The organism is Nostoc sp. CmiVER01 (assembly GCF_034531135.2).
GTDB lineage: Bacteria > Cyanobacteriota > Cyanobacteriia > Cyanobacteriales > Nostocaceae > Nostoc.
Genome location: NZ_JAVRBU020000011.1, coordinates 2,960 through 19,332, shown reverse-complemented (window position 1 = coordinate 19,332; position 16,373 = coordinate 2,960). Strand labels below are relative to the sequence as shown.

Here is a 16,373-nt window from a genome sequence, read left to right as displayed (position 1 = left end):
TACTAATGAGGTTGTTTTTTGTCCTTAATAAACACTTTTGACTAATGACTAATGACGGTCTACACAGAAAATAGTGCATGCAATATATAAGCGCGTTAGCTTATTGTTAGAGTCGCTCAATTATCTTGGCATTTTCTGGCAACTTGGCGTCTCGTTGCCCAACAGCACGCGCCCTAACAGTAAACAAACCAATGGGAGTATTTAATAAATCTGCAAGGGTGGCTTTACCCGCGATGCCTGCGGCGGGCTGCGCCAACGCCTTTTTCATATCCCTTGGTATTTCCTTGACTAACCAACGTGCCAAACGATAGCAGCATTCTTTGAGTGTAATATCTCGCATCAAATCTACACCGTGTAGTTCATGCAGATAGCGATTTGAGCGTCCATAGCGCCGCCATTGACTTTGCAGTTCTTTAAGTGTGGCGCGGTGGCGGTGCTGAACGATCGCATTCGGGGCAAATTCCAAACGCCCGATGTTTTCCCCCAAAATCCGCCAGCAAATATCGGCATCGCCACCAGTGGTCAGATAGGGACGAAATAAACCCGCTTTTTCTAAGGCAATGCGTCGAATCGCTAAATTAGCCGTTTGACCATAGGGACGAAAGGAATGGTTAAGGGTATGCTTTTGCGACAAAGTTTCTTGACGATCTGCGTACTGTTCTAACAGAGTTGTGCCTGGTAGTGCCAAAATTTCACCAGCGACAATTACCACTTCTTTGTTGACAAAAGGTTTAATTAATGAATGTAACCATTGCGGTTGTGGGCGACAATCTGCATCGGTAAAAACAATAATTTCCCCCGTAGCGGCGCGAATCCCAATATTACGAGCAGAGTATGAGCTTTGAATTTGATTTTCGCTCAATGGGCGGATTGTGATGGGGCAATTTTCAGCAGATGTTTTGAGGATGTTGAGAGTGCGATCGCTACTATTATTGTCAACCAACAAGTACTCTACCCGGTCTTTCGGGTAGGTTTGAGACAACAGACAATTGATTAACTCTGGTAGATCCGCCTCACCGTTATAAATAGGAACAACCACCGACACCATTGGTAAAAAACTGGTAGCGGTGGTTGCATCAACTGGCTGATGATTCATAAATCTGAGATTTTAGAGATGAGATTACTAACTAGTATTCCCAATCCAAAATCCTAGAAGGGTATATCAAGCAGTTTTCATAACTCCAAAAATCTGGATTTGGGGATACTACTATATAAACACTTAAAAACACTCACCTAAAATTTTAGGCTATCGGCGCGGCTCATGGGTCGAGTGGGCTGATTTGCTGGCGGTTGGGCAAAGTTACGATTTGATAAAATTGCGATCGCCCGGGCATATTGTGGATCGCTCTTAGTCCCGATTAAATCTGGATTAGAAGCCAATTGCCGCTCTTGTGCCTCTGTCAAGTCTAGCTTGATATCTGGGGCAATCCCTTTATGGTTAATATCCGTTCCCGCCGGAGTGTAGTAATGGGCAATTGTAACTGCCAAGCCGGAACCATCTGCGAGTTCATGAACTGACTGCACTAAGGCTTTACCAAAGGTTTGACCACCTACGACTACTGCCCGCTTATTATCCTTGAGTGCGCCTGTGAGGATTTCGCTAGCACTAGCTGAATTACCATCCACTAAGACCGCCAAAGGACGATTTGTCAAAGCAGTACGATTGGCTTTAGTTTCTTCAGTACCGCCCACACGGTCTACTGTCTTAACAATGCCGCCGTTGTCATACCACATCCGGGCAATTTCAATACTCGCCTGTAACAAACCGCCAGGATTTCCCCGCAAATCCAAAACATAAGAATCAACTTTCTTAGTGTTCAAATCGCGGATGGCTCGTTGCATTTGGTCTGCGGCGTGGGCACTAAATTCCCGCAAACGGATATAGCCAACGCGGCGATTCCCTTCTTGCTTGAGGGTATAACGTACCGTTGGCACTTCAATACTGGCTCTGGTCAGCTTCACATCAAAGGCAGTTTGCCCCGGCCGTCCCAGCTTTAGCTTGATGGGAGTACCCGCTTTGCCACGAATTAGCTTAGAAGCATCATCCACCTTCATTTTGAGAGTGGGTTTGCCGTCAATTGCTAAAATTTCATCGCCTGCTTTGATCCCAGCTTTCAGCGCCGGAGAATTTTCTATGGCTTCGACAACAGTCAGGCGCTGAGTTTTTTCGTTTACTTCCATGCGAATGCCAATACCAGAGACTTCCCCAGATGTTTGGCTAGTTAGGGCTTCAAACTGTTTGGGGTCCATGAATCGAGTGTAAGGATCTCCCAACTTTTGTAAAGCTTCGCGGATGGCTGCATAAGCTTCTTCTCGAGAAGAATAGTCTTTGCTCAACAGGCTTTGTCTGGTTGCTTGCCAATCTTGTTGATTAAATTTGCCATCAACATATTCATGGTTTACGAGTTGCCACACTTGGTCAACTATCACTTTCGGGCTGTCTTGTAGGGCTAGAGCAGCCCGGACACCACGAGTCCAAGCGGTGCCGAATAAAGACATAGTAGCAGTAGTGGCGATCGCTCCACCAATCAAGGCTACTTGGAGCGGTGAGTAACTTTTCGCAGATTGGTTCATGTATATTAGCTGAAATAATTGTGTTATTGACAAGTTTAGCAATCAGGCTTTCAAGAAACTTTTAAGTTTTTATACCCCAAACTAAGCTCTGCTCCCTTCATCATTTTTATCGTTGAATGATGCCGAAAATACTGCATTCTTAACAACCATTTCTCAGTTTGTTAGCCTTCTCCGGAAGGCTATACTGAACATGTGACACTTTAATCAGCGTCATTTTTGTACTTTTTCATTACTTTTATAAGATAGCACTTTGATCACTGAATTACAGTACTGTTAGACAACCATTAAATCAGCTTTTCTTACTTAAGTCATGAAACGTAAATCTACCATCAAATCATTAATTTCTATTAAAAAAATTTTTACTAATCTGTGGCAATCGTTACAAAAACTAACTATTGGATTGTATTTTGTTTTAGGCGTTTGGCTGATTTTTACCACTATAACCTTAGTTTTTGCTTCTTCGCAGCCAGTAGATGCCTTTTTTGTGCTTGGTGGGAGTATTCATCGAGAAATCTATGTTGCCCAACAAGCAAAACAATACCCGCAAACCCCAATTTTAATTTCTCATGGTTCCCCAGACCCCTGTATATGGTTGATTTTTCAGGCGAAATTAGCAGGGTTACAAAACGTTTGGTTAGAAAACTGTGCGAATTCTACCTTTGAAAATTTCTATTATGGTATTCCAATTTTGCGACGTTGGGGAGTGCATAAAGTCATGTTGATTACCTCGCCAAGTCATTTACCCAGAGCCAAATGGATGGCACAGATTCTCTTGGGCGCTCATGGTATTTGGGTTGAGACAGAGATTGTTGAGGAGTTGGGTGTTCCTGGTAACAATGAATCTTGGGCCAAAACTGGATTAGATGTAACACGCAGCTTATTTTGGGCGATTTTTAGCCAAATTATTCAACCGCAATGCTCAAATGTAACAAGACTTACCGAAGTAGATATGCAAGCTTGGAAGAATCGAGGTTTTCATTGTGAACACCAAGTTGGGGTAGGGAGATAACTTACTCGTAATGTGTCGACATGCGAATTATCTTAACTACTTGCTCGGATTCGATGATCTCATATACCAACCGATGCTGTATATTTATCCTACGAGAATAAGCACCTGATAAGTCACCAACCAGCTTTTCATAAGATGGAGGATTTTGAAAAGGATTGTCTTGAAGGACTGCGAGTAATTCCTCGGCCTTTTCCTTTAAGTTACTAAAAGCTAATTTCTTCGCGTCTTTTTGCGCTTGTTTTGTGTAAATCAACCTCCAGCTCGCACCTTGGGGGTTTGGAAGTGGCTCCTCAGACGTTGGCTGACTCACCAATACAACTCTCCATCACATTCTTGGATCGGGGTTGCTAGTCCTTCTTTGATGGATTCTCGCATTCCAGGGATAGATAATAAGTAAAGAGTCTCCTGAATTGCAGACCAATCTTTTTCCGCAAGCAGAATCGCATTACCGCGATCGCCTCGAATGATCACAGGTTTACCCTGCTCTGCAACTTGGTCGATGATCTCTTGTAAATTATTTTGAGCGTCCTTGACGGGAAGCGAAGACATCATACTTTTTTAGCTCACGATAATTTTAATTTGGTTTACTCATCCTACAAAAAATCACTTCGTTTTTTAGTAGCATGATAACCGTGTCATCATGCTAATTACGATAGTATCATTTAAGGACAAAGAAACTGAAGATATTTTTGATGGCAATGACTCAAAGGAAGCTCGAAAGCAGTGTCCTATATACTGTTGGGAAGTTGCCCGTAGAAAATTAGATCAACTTAATGCAGCGTTATCTCTAGATGATATTAAAGTTCCACCAGGCAACAGGTTAGAAGTACTAAAAGGCGATGTCTACGACGGGCTACGCCTACGTAAAGGTCAGCATAGCGTTCGGATTAATGACCAATATCGAATTTGCTTTATATGGACACTCCAGGGTGCATCAGGAGTTGAAATAGTCGATTACCATTAGGAGATAACAATAGATGAGAGTTCCAAAGTATAGGCCCCCATCACATCCAGGTGAAATATTACTTAAAGATTTTCTAGACCCAATGGGAATAACCCAAAGAGAACTTGCAGATGCACTTCACGTTCCTTATCAGCGAATAAATGAGCTTGTAAATCAAAAGCGAGGTATTACACCTAGTACGGCAATAAGGTTATCAAAATTTTTTGGAAATAGTTCAAACTTTTGGTTAAATCTCCAACAAAATTGGGAACTTTATCATGTTCTCAAGGAAGAAGAAGAGGAACTAAAAAGTATTTTGCAATTCAGAACCACGAAGTAGCGATCGCCTAGAAATTTGGTTGATGTATCCAAAGAAAAATTAATGCAAAAGTTCCCAATCTTTCAGCGTCAAAATAGCATTTCTATATAAAGACAAATCTACCTGATGAACTTCTATCCCTTGACCAATTTTTTGTAGAAGAGTAATTGTTAAATTTCCTCCTAAGTGTTCGCGGAACTCGGTAAGCCCTCGAAATAGACAATGCGGATGGTCTAGTTGATCTAATTGTTCTGTTAGTGCTGATACATACAAAGTAAAGCCTAATTTATGGAGTGTACTTAGAACCCTTTGCCACTCAGATTGTAAAAGTTGCCCTGTTAAATATGAATAGGTCGTATCTAAAGCAATCCCGATCGCTACAGCTTCACCGTGACGTAGGCTGTAATTAGTTAAATGCTCTAGTTTATGAGCAGCCCAGTGTCCAAAATCTAAAGGACGCGATGAACCCATTTCAAAGGGGTCGCCATTACCAGCAATATGCTCTAAGTGCAACTGAGAACATCGATAAATCAGCTTTTCCATTATGTCCATATCTCGATTAGCCAATTTCTCGGCATTAAACATAATGAAATCGAAGAAATCTGCATCTTTAATCAGTGCTACTTTCACAGCTTCTGCAATACCCGATCGCCAATCTCGATCGTCAAGGCTAGTAAGAAAATTAAAGTCATTCAAGACAGCATAAGGTGGCATGAATGTACCCAAAAAGTTTTTCTTGCCAAAGGCATTAATTCCGTTCTTTACCCCTATACCCGAATCGTTTTGCCCTAATACTGTTGTCGGTACTCGTAGCAGCCGAATTCCTCGGTGAGCTGTTGTTGCTGCGTATCCTGCCATGTCTAGGACGGCTCCACCCCCAATTGCTAAGATGTAGGAGTGACGGCACAATCCAGCTGCATTTATCTGCTGATGAATTTGCTCTATAAATCTAGCATCGTTCTTGACTGCTTCTCCACCCGGAACTACTATCGGCTCACCAAGCTTTAGTATATTTTGATAATACTGAGCGTAAACTGATAATTTTTTTAGCAACCCATCTTGATACTGTAAAAATCCTGCATCTACCACTGCTAGAACTTGTTTTGGGGTTGTTTCCCCATCTGCGGCGATCGCTTGTGCAAGCAAAGGATTATCTACCTGAAATAGACCTCTAGTAAAGTGAACATCATAATTAAAGGTCACGCGAACACATTGGTTAATTGGTTGAAGATTAAGAACGGTTTTTTGTTGAATAGCCATTAGAATATTATTACTTTTTAAGTAATTGTAAATATATTTAATACTGCGATTGAAGTGATAGTAAGTTGAAAAAATCTTTTTTAAAAATGAAATTTAAAATTATTTTATATCAAAGTTAAACCAAGAAATTTATCGTAATTTTTTAGTGTATTGTTTGAATCTATAAATGATCAAAATCACATTTATTGATGCCTAAACTTTATATTTAAGATTGCATACAGATATCATTATTACATTAAATTTTAATTTTATTCCGTAACCAAATTTGATTCTTTATCTAATCGAAATGGGATCTTTACATTATCTTATCGAAAGTCAGGAGATTTTTATAGATTCAGTGAAGTTATAATTTCAGTAGTATATTATCTAGCTGCTTGAATCACAAAGTATCAAGTTTAGTGCTAGATTTTATACTTAGTTGCCATAAAAAAATTGGGCAACTTTTCCTAAAATTCATCATGAGTAAAGTAAACGAGTTACTGCATCACTGGCTGTTAAAGTCTGTTTCAGAGAAAGCTTTTGCTTGGCTGGAACAGAAGCAAGCACAAATTGCTAGCGGCGCTGCTGAGAGAGTGTTTTTTACGGCTTTTAGTGCTGTGCCGCGTTATCTAGGTAAAGAGGATTTGCAGCTAACATTCCAGGACTTGGAAGCAGCACAGGATGTGATTCCTGGTTGGTATCCTGCTCATTGGAGTGTAGATCAAGCAGGTCGTACACTCTTGCTTCTAGCTTTGCCCCATGATGATGCTGAAGGCTATGTGCGATCGCTTGATAAATTCTTCTCCACTGCCGATATGGGGGAATTAGTTGTCCTTTATCAAAGTTTGCCGCTATTACCACATCCAGAGTTACATCGCCATCGCGCTGCTGAGGGAATTCGCAGCAATATGAGTAATGTATTCCAAGCGATCGCATTACGTAACCCTTATCCAGCAGATTATTTAGATAATGCTGCTTGGAATCAGATGGTGCTAAAGGCTGTGTTTGTCGGTAGTCCCTTGCATCTAATTTGGGGACTAGATCGGCGTGCCAATCCAGAATTAGCGAGGATGTTAGCAGACTATGCCCATGAACGTTGGGCAGCTAAACGCTCAGTTACGCCAGAACTTTGGCGACCTGTAGGACGGTATGCTGATAGTGCAATCATCACAGATTTAGAAAAAGTACTGGCTAATGGTGATATACACGAGCAAGAAGCAGCAGCATTAGCTTGTGCTGAGTCTTCTTTACCCCAAGCACAAGAATTACTTTCTCGCTACCCAGATTTACAGTCATCCATTCAAAAAGGTAATCTGACTTGGAATAGTTTTAGCCGTGATGGCCTTTTTGTTTACAAATAAAAGGGAGTGTGGAGTGGGGAGTAGGGAGTGGGGATGAGGGAGAAATCAATTCAAAATTAAAGTACTTCTGCTTCCTACCTCCTGCTTCCTACCTCCTGCTTCCTGCCTGCTGCCTCCTTTTTCCCAATGCCCAATCATTAAAACCATGATGTTTATCGATCCTCACATTCACATGTGTTCGCGCACTACTTACGATTACTTAGTAATGCGGGAATATGGCATTGTCGCTGTTATTGAACCAGCCTTTTGGTTAGGACAGCCACGAACAAACGCTGGCACATTTAAAGACTATTTCAGCAGTCTTGTGGGCTGGGAACGGTTTCGTGCTAGTCAATTTGGCATCCAACATTACTGCACAATCGGCCTCAATCCGAAAGAAGCTAACAATGAGGCACTAGCAGCAGAAGTTATAGAACTGCTACCACTTTATGCTTGTAAAGAGGGAGTTGTTGCTATTGGCGAAATTGGCTACGACGACATGACAGAAGCAGAAGATAAGTACTTTTGTCAACAGTTAGCATTAGCCAAAGAACTCGATATGTTGGTGCTAATTCATACGCCTCATCGTAATAAGAAGGCGGGTGCTAGTCGGAGTATGGATCGCTGCATTGAATATGGCTTAGATCCTTCACAAGTAATTATTGACCACAACAACGAGGAAACCGTTGAGGAAGTATTAGGACGGGGTTTTTGGGCAGCTTTTACAATTTATCCACAGACGAAGATGGGTAACGCCAGGATGGTTGAAGTTGTCCGTAAGTATGGACGCGATCGCATCATTGTAGATAGTAGTGCTGATTGGGGTATTAGCGATCCTTTGGCAGTCCCAAAAACGGCTCAGTTAATGTTAGACAGGGGTATTCCTGAAGAACATGTACGAGCAGTTTGTTATGAAAACGCCCTAGCTGCTTACAGTCAAACCGGTCAGATGCAAGCATCAGACTGGCTCAATCCCCAATCTATCGATCAGCGTCAGTTGTTCAATGGCAATTCTGTGTTACGGGGACAAGAGCCAGGAATCAAATCAGTTTCAGATTATGTATTGATTGAGTAAAAAATTGGTAGCGATTCATCGCGTCTGTATTAGGGAATGGGGATGAGGAATTGCAGAAATATTTGATTCATCTGTAATATACGGTTTATTTTGAGAAATTATTAGGTACGGAGGCAGATAAGTGAATGTTGCAAGCTTAAATTTTCAAAGCTGGCGGGGTTATCTAGAATTGATGCGTCCGGCTAATATTGTTACTGCTTGGGCGGATATTCTTGTTGGTTTTGCTGCTTCTGGCTCTGGAATTATTTTTGCTCAATTAATCAATGGAGAAGCAAGTTTTACTATACTAATTCCATTAGCTTGGTTATTATTAGCTACAACTGGTTTATACGGCGGTGGTGTAGTTTTTAATGATGTTTTTGATGCTGAATTAGATGCAAAAGAGCGACCAAATAGAGCAATTCCCAGTGGTCGCGTATCTCGTCAAAATGCTACTTTATTGGGGAGTTTACTGTTTGCAATCGGGATTCTGGCTGCTTTTCAAGTATCGTTGTTGAGTGGTGCGATCGCTATATTTATCACTCTTTCATGCCTACTCTATAATTCACTTGCCAAACATCATTCTTTTTTTGGCCCTTTAAATATGGGTTTGTGTCGTGGCAGTAACTTATTATTAGGTGTAAGTGCTGTACCAGAAATGATAGGAGAACGTTGGTATTTAGCGCTGATTCCTGTTATTTACATTGCTGCTATCACCGCAATTAGTCAGGGTGAAGTTCACGGAGGTAAGAAGATTACGGGAGTACTCGCATTACTGCTGATTGCAATAGTTTTGACGGCAGTTTTAGCTTTAGGATTATTAGGGGATTATGCAGCGATTGCAGCACTACCATTTGCTGTTGTATTAGCTATCAGAGTCTTGCCTAATTTTATCAAAGCTGCGCGGGAACCAGTCGCTGAAAATATCCGAAATGCTGTAAAAATAGGCGTGTTATCTCTAATAGTTTTAGATGCAACTATTGCATCTGGTTTTGCTGGTTTGTATTACGGTTTATTCGTTCTAATTTTGCTACCATTTTCGATGAAGTTAGCAAAAGTATTTGCTGTTACCTAAATTTGAATGTACACACCCAGTAATACCATGAATTGGCTGTATGGGCGCATAGATGTGCGCCCATACAACTGAATATGTGGCAAGTATTTTGTGAAATAGTATAAGCCAAAGAAATTACATATACAAGGGATAAAGCTAAAAAATGAAAATTACAAAAAACAATAATCACTTAACTTATTGCAGCAATATTCACCCTGGTGAAAGTTGGCTAGAGGTTTTTAGCAATTTAGAAAAATATGTTCTCAATCTCAAATCACGTTTATCGCCAACAGCACCTTTTGGTATTGGTTTAAGATTAGCAGATGCAGCTGCTAAAGAACTGTTACAAAATAATAACTTGGCTCAATTCCAAGCGTGGCTTATTCAAGAAGATTTATACGTTTTCACTTTAAATGGATTTCCTTATGGTGGATTCCATCGACAGGTGGTAAAAGACCAAGTTTATGCACCAGATTGGTCTACACAAGAACGGGTAGATTATACATTAAACTTGGTACAAATTTTAGCTACTCTATTACCAGAAGAACTTGATGGCGGAATTTCTACGCTGCCATTATCTTATAAACCTTGGTGGCAAAAAGACCAAGCAATCGAGACAGTTCTGAAAAAGAGTTGTTTAAATATAGCATCAGTTGTTATAGAAATGATTCGCATCTGCGAAGAAACAGGAAAGATACTCCATATTGATTTAGAACCTGAGCCTGATGGTTTAATTGAAAATACCTCAGAAGTAATTGATTTCTATAAAAATTATTTGTTGCCAATTGCTGGTAGTTACTTATCAGAAAAATTAAATATTGAACAGAATCTAGCAGAAACTAAATTGCTAGAACATATTCGAGTATGTTACGACACCTGCCATTTTTCAGTTGAATATGAGGAACCGCAATCTGTATTTGCGCGTTTCCAATCGGCAGGAATTAAGATTGGCAAAATTCAAATCAGCGCTGCAATTAAAGTAAAAATTCCTGCTGATATTGAAAAACGTAGTTTGATAGTTGAACGCTTACGTCCTTTTGCTGAATCTACTTATCTTCACCAAGTAATAGAACGTCGCAGTGATAGTACACTCCATCACTATCCTGATTTAATAACTGCATTACCGCATCTAGAACAATCTCTAGCCCAAGAATGGCGTACTCACTTTCATGTGCCAATTTTTATTCATGATTATCAAATTTTGCAGTCTACCCAAGATGATATTGCGACTGTTTTACATCTACTTAAAACAAACAATGCTTGCTCACATTTAGAAATTGAAACTTACACTTGGGATGTATTACCAGCAGAAATGAAGATAGATTTGTTGACTTCTATTCAGCGAGAATATGAGTGGGTATTAAAAGAATTTACCGCAAATTAAAAGGAGATTAATTTATGCAGAAAACTGTTGTTCTAAATGTCGTGGGATTAACACCCAGTTTACTAGGAGAAAACACACCGTTCTTATCTTCTTGGGCGGCGATTGGACAAGTAGTCCCGATCGCAACAGTTTTACCTGCTGTAACTTGTTCAGTTCAGGCTACTTATTTAACAGGAAAATTGCCTGATGAACATGGAATTGTCGCTAATGGTTGGTACTTCCGCGATGAATGTGAAGTGAAGTTTTGGCGGCAGTCTAATAAACTAGTGCAGGCTCCCAAAGTTTGGGAAATAGCTAAATCAATTGATCCAAATTTCACTTGTGCCAATCTTTTTTGGTGGTACAACATGTATTCATCAGTAGATTATGCCATTACGCCGCGCCCGATGTATCCCGCAGATGGAAGAAAATTACCTGATATTTATACCCATCCTAGTGATGTGCGATCGCAAATTCAATCCGATTTAGGAAACTTCCCTTTATTCGATTTTTGGGGCCCAAAAACTACCATTAGTTCTAGTCAATGGATTGCCAATTCAGCAAAATGGATTGAGGAACGTTATAGCCCGACATTATCACTAGTTTATCTACCACATTTAGATTACTGTCTGCAAAAATTTGGTCATGATAAAAAACACATCCAAGCTGATTTGCGAGAAATTGATGCTGTTTGTGGCGATTTGATTAAATATTTTGAAGCACGTAATACTCAAGTAATTATTCTTTCTGAGTATGGCATTACCCCAGTCTCCAAAGCGGTGGATTTGAACCGCGTGCTACGAAAAAATGGTTTAATTGCTGTGCGGGAAGAATTAGGACGAGAACTGCTCGATTTTGGTGCTAGCATTGCCTTTGCCGTTGCCGATCATCAAATTGCTCATGTATATGTGAACGATCCGGCATATATCCCGAAAGTGCAATCATTTTTAGAAGCGACTGAAGGCGTAGCGCAGGTATTGGATGAAGAGGGTAAACAAGCCTACCATCTCGATCATCCTAGATCGGGTGAGTTGGTAGCGATCGCTCAATCTGACGCTTGGTTTACCTATTATTATTGGCTCGATGATGCAAAAGCTCCTGATTTTGCTAGAACTGTAGATATCCACCGCAAACCTGGTTACGATCCTGTAGAACTTTTCCTTGATCCGCAAATTAAATTTCCTCAAGGAAAAATTGCTCTCAAACTACTTAAGAAACAACTCGGTTTTCGCTACTTAATGGATGTGATTCCTCTGGATGCTTCTCTAGTACGCGGTTCTCACGGTAACATTAGCACTTCTGTTGATGAAGGGCCTCTATTTATCACCCATCAAACTCACCTAGTTAATGAAAATCGCATTCAGGCGACAGATGTTTGTTCGTTGATTCTCAAGCATTTGAATACCTGAAAAGCAGTATAGAGGCAGTGAAAACTTCACACTATCTGGCAATGGCCGCCTGAATCTTTGCTGCCAATTAATTTGCAATTTCGGCAATAAATCTTTAAACGTCCGCTCAAATAATTCCGAAGGGAATACTAAAAATCTTTCTGACAAAGACTGTTGAGCAACTTTCAGTAGATCGAAAACTTTTATAAGTTGACGAAATAATCAGGGTTTCAGCCGACGTTTTAGAGTTGACGATCGCGATCGCTTGCACTGCACTCTTAACCCACCAACAATGCCCGTTCCTTGAAAAGCAGACTCCAACAGGATTCCGGCAGACTATGTTCCTAAACTCAAATGAACGGCTCTTCAGGCTTCTGGAAAACTTTTCGATCTACTGAATTTACCTAAGAATTAAGCCCAATTTTGACAAAGTTATTCTCTCGTTACATTACCTTTTGATATCTTATTTAAGTTGTCAAAGATGTTAAGGATAATGATAATCAAATAGAGGGGGAAGGAGGCGAGCGTCGCTCGCCTCCTTCCCCCTCTCCCCTACACGATTATCATTTTCAATAAGACTATTTTGAGTATTTTAACTGGTTGACAAAATGCACTTTATCTTAACCTCTCACGGATGGTATAGAGGCGATATATCGCCTCTGCATCTTACCAAAATGCAAAAAAACTTCTTTTAATTCATAATCATATCGAGTATGATTTATATATAAACTCATAATGACTATGCATTAAATTGTTCTATCAGCAGGCATTCGTCAATCTACTGACTAACTTACATGGAGAGCTTCTTTAACCATGACTGAACCCCAAAACTTGACAACTGCTGACGGTATTCCAGTTAGCGATAACCAGAACTCACTTACAGCTGGAGCGCGTGGCCCTGTATTAATTCAGGATTTCCACCTCATAGAAAAGCTAGCTCATTTCAACAGAGAACGTATTCCTGAAAGAGTTGTTCACGCTAAAGGTGCGGCTGCTCATGGTACTTTGACTATTACCAATGACATTACCCGCTACAGTAAAGCCAAACTTTTTTCTGAAATTGGCAAGAAAACGGAACTTCTCTTGCGTTTCTCTACAGTCGGAGGAGAAAAAGGTTCAGCAGATGCCGAGCGTGACCCTAGAGGTTTTGCCATCAAGTTTTATACTGAGGAGGGTAACTGGGATCTTGTAGGCAACAATACGCCTATTTTCTTCATCCGTGACCCCCTCAAGTTTCCTGATTTTATCCATACCCAAAAGCGCAATCCTCAAACTAATTGCAAAGACCAGAATGCAAAGTGGGATTTTTGGTCACTCAGCCCAGAATCGCTTCACCAAGTGACGATCCTGTTTTCAGATCGGGGAATTCCGAAAACCCATCGCCACATGGACGGTTTTGGTAGCCACACCTTCAGTTTAATTAATGCCAAGGGCGATCGCGTCTGGTGCAAATTTCACTTTAAGAATCTGCAAGAGCATCAAACCTTGACAGAGGAAGAATCAGCTAAGATTAAGGGCGAAGATCCAGATCATGCGACTCACGATTTGTTTGAAGCGATCGCTCAAGGTGACTATCCCAAGTGGCGGATGTGTATTCAGGTGATGACTGAAGAGCAAGCGGAAAAACATCCTGATAATCCTTTTGACTTGACCAAAGTTTGGAAACATTCAGAATATCCTTTAATTGAAGTCGGGATATTAGAGCTAAACCGTAACCCTGAGAATTATTTCGCCGAAGTAGAGCAAGCCGCTTTCAGCCCTAGTGCAGTGGTTCCTGGCGTTAGTTTCTCTCCAGATAAAATGCTGCAAGCTCGAATTTTTTCTTACCCAGATGCTCAACGGTATCGCTTGGGTGGTAACTATCAGCAACTACCTGTCAACCAGCCCAAATGTCCAGTGATGCATTATCAGCGAGATGGCTTCATGGCGTTGGGGAACAACCACGGTAGCATTCCTAACTATGAACCGAATAGTGCTGAGGGTACGCCTAAAGAAAATCCAGCTTATGCAGAACCACCTAGTCATTTAGGCAATGTCACAGTTGATCGTTACAGTCATCGTGAAGGAAACGACGATTATACCCAAGCAGGCGATCTGTATCGGTTAATGACTCCTGAACAGCAAGAGCGTCTTGCTCATAATATCGTCGGCAGTCTCTCTCAAGCGAGACAGGATATCCAAATGCGCCAACTTTGCCACTTCTTCCGGGCAGATATTTCTTATGGTCGTCGTGTAGCTGAAGGATTGGGCATTTCAATCGATCCCTCAATGTTTTCTCATGAAGCTCAACCTGTAGGTAACTGGTAGCTTTATCCAATTTTGTGGGGTGGGCATCTTGCCCGCCCTAAAGCAAATTCATTTAATTAGCTTACAAAATCAATCGAGGTAATTAAATATGAAATTAACAGCAACAGAGAAAGGCTTATTAATCCCTAAAAAACTATTAGGAGAAAACCAAGAGTTTGAGATTATTCAAGAAAATGGGAAAATTATTATTACTAGCATCAAACAAATACCTTCTATTTGGAATTTAGGTTCAAATCCTGTGGAATGTGATGTAACAGATAGTGCAATTAACCATGATCGCTATCTCTATAACCCATGAGAAGTATCTACTTTTTAGATACCAGCTATATTTTAGCTCTGGAAATAAAAAATGAAGATGCTCATCAAAAAGTATTACAAAATTGGGCTACTTTAATAAAATCCAAACCTTTTTTAATAATAAAAACATAGATTTTTGATGAAGTTGTTACTTTTTTTAATAGTCGAGACCTTCATTATAAAGCAGTTGAAGTTGGTAATCGGTTATTGGAAAGTCCTGATATAGAATTAATCGAAATTGATCGAACTCTATTTAATCAGGGATGGGAATATTTTCAAAAGCATAAAGACAAATCTTATTCTCTCACTGATTGTTTATCATTTATTGTTATGCAACAACGAGAGATTGTTACAGCTTTAACATTAGATAATCATTTTTATCAAGCTGGATTTCAAATTTTACCATCATAAATTAAGTATAAAAAACAAAAATATATTTACTATTTTATTCTGAATTTAATAATCTCTGACAAAGTAGAGTCAAAACTACTTGTAGTTAGATCCCTGATTTTTCAAAGAAATCAATGATCTGAAATTGCTGTAGGTGAATAATGGAAAGGAGTTCCGATGCTCATTAATGGAGCTAAAAGACTCTTTAATGGGGTTCAGAGGCTCATTAAATAGATAAATAAAAATATTTACAGTTATAGCGATCGCGCCCTTCGCAAAGCATATCGTATGAGAAGTAGTTTTAGGTTGTGCGATCACTTTATTTTGCTTGACTGTATTTGCGATCGTATTGTGTAATTAATTATGTTGCCTACTTATTAGACTAAGATTTGAATCCCAGGCGGGTAATACAGCTGGTGCAGATTACCTAAATGACTGAAATCTACGGTACACAAAAGCCACCTTTCTTCGGAATAAAGGCTGACGATTCCGCCGCAAGTATTCTAGATTTTTACGGTAAGTTATTGTATCAGGATGATTTGCTCCCAACTGTTTTTCAGCAATCGCCAAAGCTTCGATGTACAAAGGTTCGGCATCGCTGTACCTTCCTTGTGAATTATAGAGTGCTGCCAAATTGTTCCGGCTTTGTACCACATTGGGGTGTTCATCCCCCAGCAGGCGTTTTCTCATGGACAAAGCTTGGATATACAAAGGTTCGGCATCGCTATACCTTCCCTGTGAATTGTAGAGTACTGCCAAATTGTTTAGGCTTTGTGCCACATCGGGATGTTCATCCCCCAGCAGGCGTTTTCTCATGGACAAAGCTTGGATATACAAAGGTTCGGCATCGCTGTACCTTCCCTGTGAATTGTAGAGTACTGCCAAATTATTTAGGCTAGTTGCCACAAAGGGGTGTTCATCCCCCAGCAGGCGTTTTATTACGGACAAAGCTTGGATATACAAAGGTTCGGCATCGCTGTACCTTCCCTGTGAATTGTAGAGTGCTGCCAAATCGTTCAGGCTTTGTGCCACATCGGGATGTTCATCCCCCAGCAGGCGTTTTCTCATGGACAAAGCTTGGATATACAAAGGTTCG

Annotated in this window: 17 protein-coding genes; 11 read left to right on the top strand and 6 right to left on the bottom strand. The window is 40.4% G+C overall.

Annotated elements, in window-relative coordinates; all coding sequences use genetic code 11:
* Positions 1-106: 106 nt before the first annotated feature.
* Both RMZ43_RS19700 and ctpB read right to left on the bottom strand, forming a co-directional pair.
* Positions 107-1,096 (bottom strand): glycosyltransferase, encoded by a 990-nt coding sequence (locus tag RMZ43_RS19700; protein ID WP_322655321.1) that lies wholly within the window; start codon positions 1,094-1,096, stop codon positions 107-109.
* A gap of 137 nt (positions 1,097-1,233) precedes the next feature.
* Positions 1,234-2,574: a carboxyl-terminal processing protease CtpB gene (gene ctpB / locus RMZ43_RS19695; RefSeq protein WP_322648370.1), complete on the bottom strand. Its 1,341-nt coding sequence runs from the start codon at positions 2,572-2,574 to the stop codon at positions 1,234-1,236.
* A gap of 310 nt (positions 2,575-2,884) precedes the next feature.
* Here ctpB and RMZ43_RS19690 point away from each other — a divergent pair, with 310 nt between their 5' ends.
* Entirely contained in the window at positions 2,885-3,583 is a 699-nt protein-coding gene (locus tag RMZ43_RS19690; protein ID WP_322648371.1) for a YdcF family protein, read from the top strand.
* A gap of 1 nt (position 3,584) precedes the next feature.
* Here the strand turns inward: RMZ43_RS19690 and RMZ43_RS19685 are convergent, their stop codons facing one another.
* Together RMZ43_RS19685 and RMZ43_RS19680 are read right to left on the bottom strand one after the other, a co-directional pair.
* Entirely contained in the window at positions 3,585-3,893 is a 309-nt protein-coding gene (locus RMZ43_RS19685) for a Txe/YoeB family addiction module toxin (protein ID WP_322648372.1), read from the bottom strand.
* The gene (locus RMZ43_RS19680; RefSeq protein ID WP_322648373.1) at positions 3,890-4,135 is read right to left on the bottom strand and encodes a type II toxin-antitoxin system Phd/YefM family antitoxin; all 246 of its coding nucleotides are present in this window, start codon (positions 4,133-4,135) and stop codon (positions 3,890-3,892) included. Before RMZ43_RS19680 ends, RMZ43_RS19685 begins: the two co-directional genes overlap by 4 nt.
* 88 nt (positions 4,136-4,223) lie before the next feature.
* Here RMZ43_RS19680 and RMZ43_RS19675 point away from each other — a divergent pair, with 88 nt between their 5' ends.
* Positions 4,224-4,547, top strand: coding sequence for a type II toxin-antitoxin system RelE/ParE family toxin (locus tag RMZ43_RS19675; RefSeq protein WP_322648374.1), 324 nt, complete (start codon positions 4,224-4,226; stop codon positions 4,545-4,547).
* Between the two features lie 13 nt (positions 4,548-4,560).
* Entirely contained in the window at positions 4,561-4,866 is a 306-nt protein-coding gene (locus RMZ43_RS19670) for a HigA family addiction module antitoxin (RefSeq protein WP_322648375.1), read from the top strand.
* 39 nt (positions 4,867-4,905) lie between these two features.
* On the opposite strand, the gene RMZ43_RS19665 is transcribed toward RMZ43_RS19670, so the two are convergent.
* Complete coding sequence (locus RMZ43_RS19665) at positions 4,906-6,111, bottom strand: 3-dehydroquinate synthase (RefSeq protein ID WP_322648459.1); 1,206 nt, start codon at positions 6,109-6,111, stop codon at positions 4,906-4,908.
* Positions 6,112-6,563: 452 nt separating this feature from the next.
* Here RMZ43_RS19665 and RMZ43_RS19660 point away from each other — a divergent pair, with 452 nt between their 5' ends.
* The 8 genes from RMZ43_RS19660 (at position 6,564) to RMZ43_RS19625 (ending at position 15,298) form a co-directional block, all read left to right on the top strand.
* Positions 6,564-7,445 (top strand): EboA family metabolite traffic protein, encoded by an 882-nt coding sequence (locus RMZ43_RS19660; protein WP_322648376.1) that lies wholly within the window; start codon positions 6,564-6,566, stop codon positions 7,443-7,445.
* 145 nt (positions 7,446-7,590) lie between these two features.
* On the top strand, positions 7,591-8,499 hold the full coding sequence (locus RMZ43_RS19655) for a TatD family hydrolase (RefSeq protein WP_100903103.1): 909 nt from the start codon (positions 7,591-7,593) through the stop codon (positions 8,497-8,499).
* Positions 8,500-8,620: 121 nt separating this feature from the next.
* Complete coding sequence (gene eboC / locus RMZ43_RS19650) at positions 8,621-9,553, top strand: UbiA-like protein EboC (RefSeq protein WP_322648377.1); 933 nt, start codon at positions 8,621-8,623, stop codon at positions 9,551-9,553.
* Positions 9,554-9,695: 142 nt separating this feature from the next.
* On the top strand, positions 9,696-10,916 hold the full coding sequence (gene eboE / locus RMZ43_RS19645) for a metabolite traffic protein EboE (RefSeq protein WP_322655320.1): 1,221 nt from the start codon (positions 9,696-9,698) through the stop codon (positions 10,914-10,916).
* A 14-nt stretch (positions 10,917-10,930) separates the two neighbouring features.
* On the top strand, positions 10,931-12,304 hold the full coding sequence (locus tag RMZ43_RS19640) for an alkaline phosphatase family protein (RefSeq protein WP_322648379.1): 1,374 nt from the start codon (positions 10,931-10,933) through the stop codon (positions 12,302-12,304).
* A gap of 792 nt (positions 12,305-13,096) precedes the next feature.
* Entirely contained in the window at positions 13,097-14,590 is a 1,494-nt protein-coding gene (locus tag RMZ43_RS19635; RefSeq protein WP_322652447.1) for a catalase, read from the top strand.
* Between the two features lie 88 nt (positions 14,591-14,678).
* Positions 14,679-14,888 (top strand): hypothetical protein, encoded by a 210-nt coding sequence (locus tag RMZ43_RS19630; protein ID WP_322652446.1) that lies wholly within the window; start codon positions 14,679-14,681, stop codon positions 14,886-14,888.
* 131 nt (positions 14,889-15,019) lie between these two features.
* Positions 15,020-15,298: a type II toxin-antitoxin system VapC family toxin gene (locus RMZ43_RS19625; RefSeq protein ID WP_322652521.1), complete on the top strand. Its 279-nt coding sequence runs from the start codon at positions 15,020-15,022 to the stop codon at positions 15,296-15,298.
* Between the two features lie 402 nt (positions 15,299-15,700).
* Here the strand turns inward: RMZ43_RS19625 and RMZ43_RS19620 are convergent.
* A partial coding sequence (locus RMZ43_RS19620; RefSeq protein ID WP_428850903.1) for a tetratricopeptide repeat protein occupies positions 15,701-16,373 on the bottom strand: 673 nt, incomplete at its 5' end.

What these genes read in the sequence shown, in the direction of transcription:
- RMZ43_RS19670 (WP_322648375.1), top strand. Translation starts at nt 4,561, where the DNA reads ATGAGAGTTCCAAAGTATAGGCCCCCATCACATCCAGGTGAAATATTA.
- RMZ43_RS19675 (WP_322648374.1), top strand. Translation starts at nt 4,224, where the DNA reads ATGCTAATTACGATAGTATCATTTAAGGACAAAGAAACTGAAGATATT.
- ctpB (WP_322648370.1), bottom strand. Translation starts at nt 2,574, where the DNA reads ATGAACCAATCTGCGAAAAGTTACTCACCGCTCCAAGTAGCCTTGATT.
- eboE (WP_322655320.1), top strand. Translation starts at nt 9,696, where the DNA reads ATGAAAATTACAAAAAACAATAATCACTTAACTTATTGCAGCAATATT.
- RMZ43_RS19680 (WP_322648373.1), bottom strand. Translation starts at nt 4,135, where the DNA reads ATGATGTCTTCGCTTCCCGTCAAGGACGCTCAAAATAATTTACAAGAG.
- RMZ43_RS19630 (WP_322652446.1), top strand. Translation starts at nt 14,679, where the DNA reads ATGAAATTAACAGCAACAGAGAAAGGCTTATTAATCCCTAAAAAACTA.
- RMZ43_RS19660 (WP_322648376.1), top strand. Translation starts at nt 6,564, where the DNA reads ATGAGTAAAGTAAACGAGTTACTGCATCACTGGCTGTTAAAGTCTGTT.
- RMZ43_RS19655 (WP_100903103.1), top strand. Translation starts at nt 7,591, where the DNA reads ATGATGTTTATCGATCCTCACATTCACATGTGTTCGCGCACTACTTAC.
- RMZ43_RS19640 (WP_322648379.1), top strand. Translation starts at nt 10,931, where the DNA reads ATGCAGAAAACTGTTGTTCTAAATGTCGTGGGATTAACACCCAGTTTA.
- RMZ43_RS19700 (WP_322655321.1), bottom strand. Translation starts at nt 1,096, where the DNA reads ATGAATCATCAGCCAGTTGATGCAACCACCGCTACCAGTTTTTTACCA.
- RMZ43_RS19690 (WP_322648371.1), top strand. Translation starts at nt 2,885, where the DNA reads ATGAAACGTAAATCTACCATCAAATCATTAATTTCTATTAAAAAAATT.
- RMZ43_RS19635 (WP_322652447.1), top strand. Translation starts at nt 13,097, where the DNA reads ATGACTGAACCCCAAAACTTGACAACTGCTGACGGTATTCCAGTTAGC.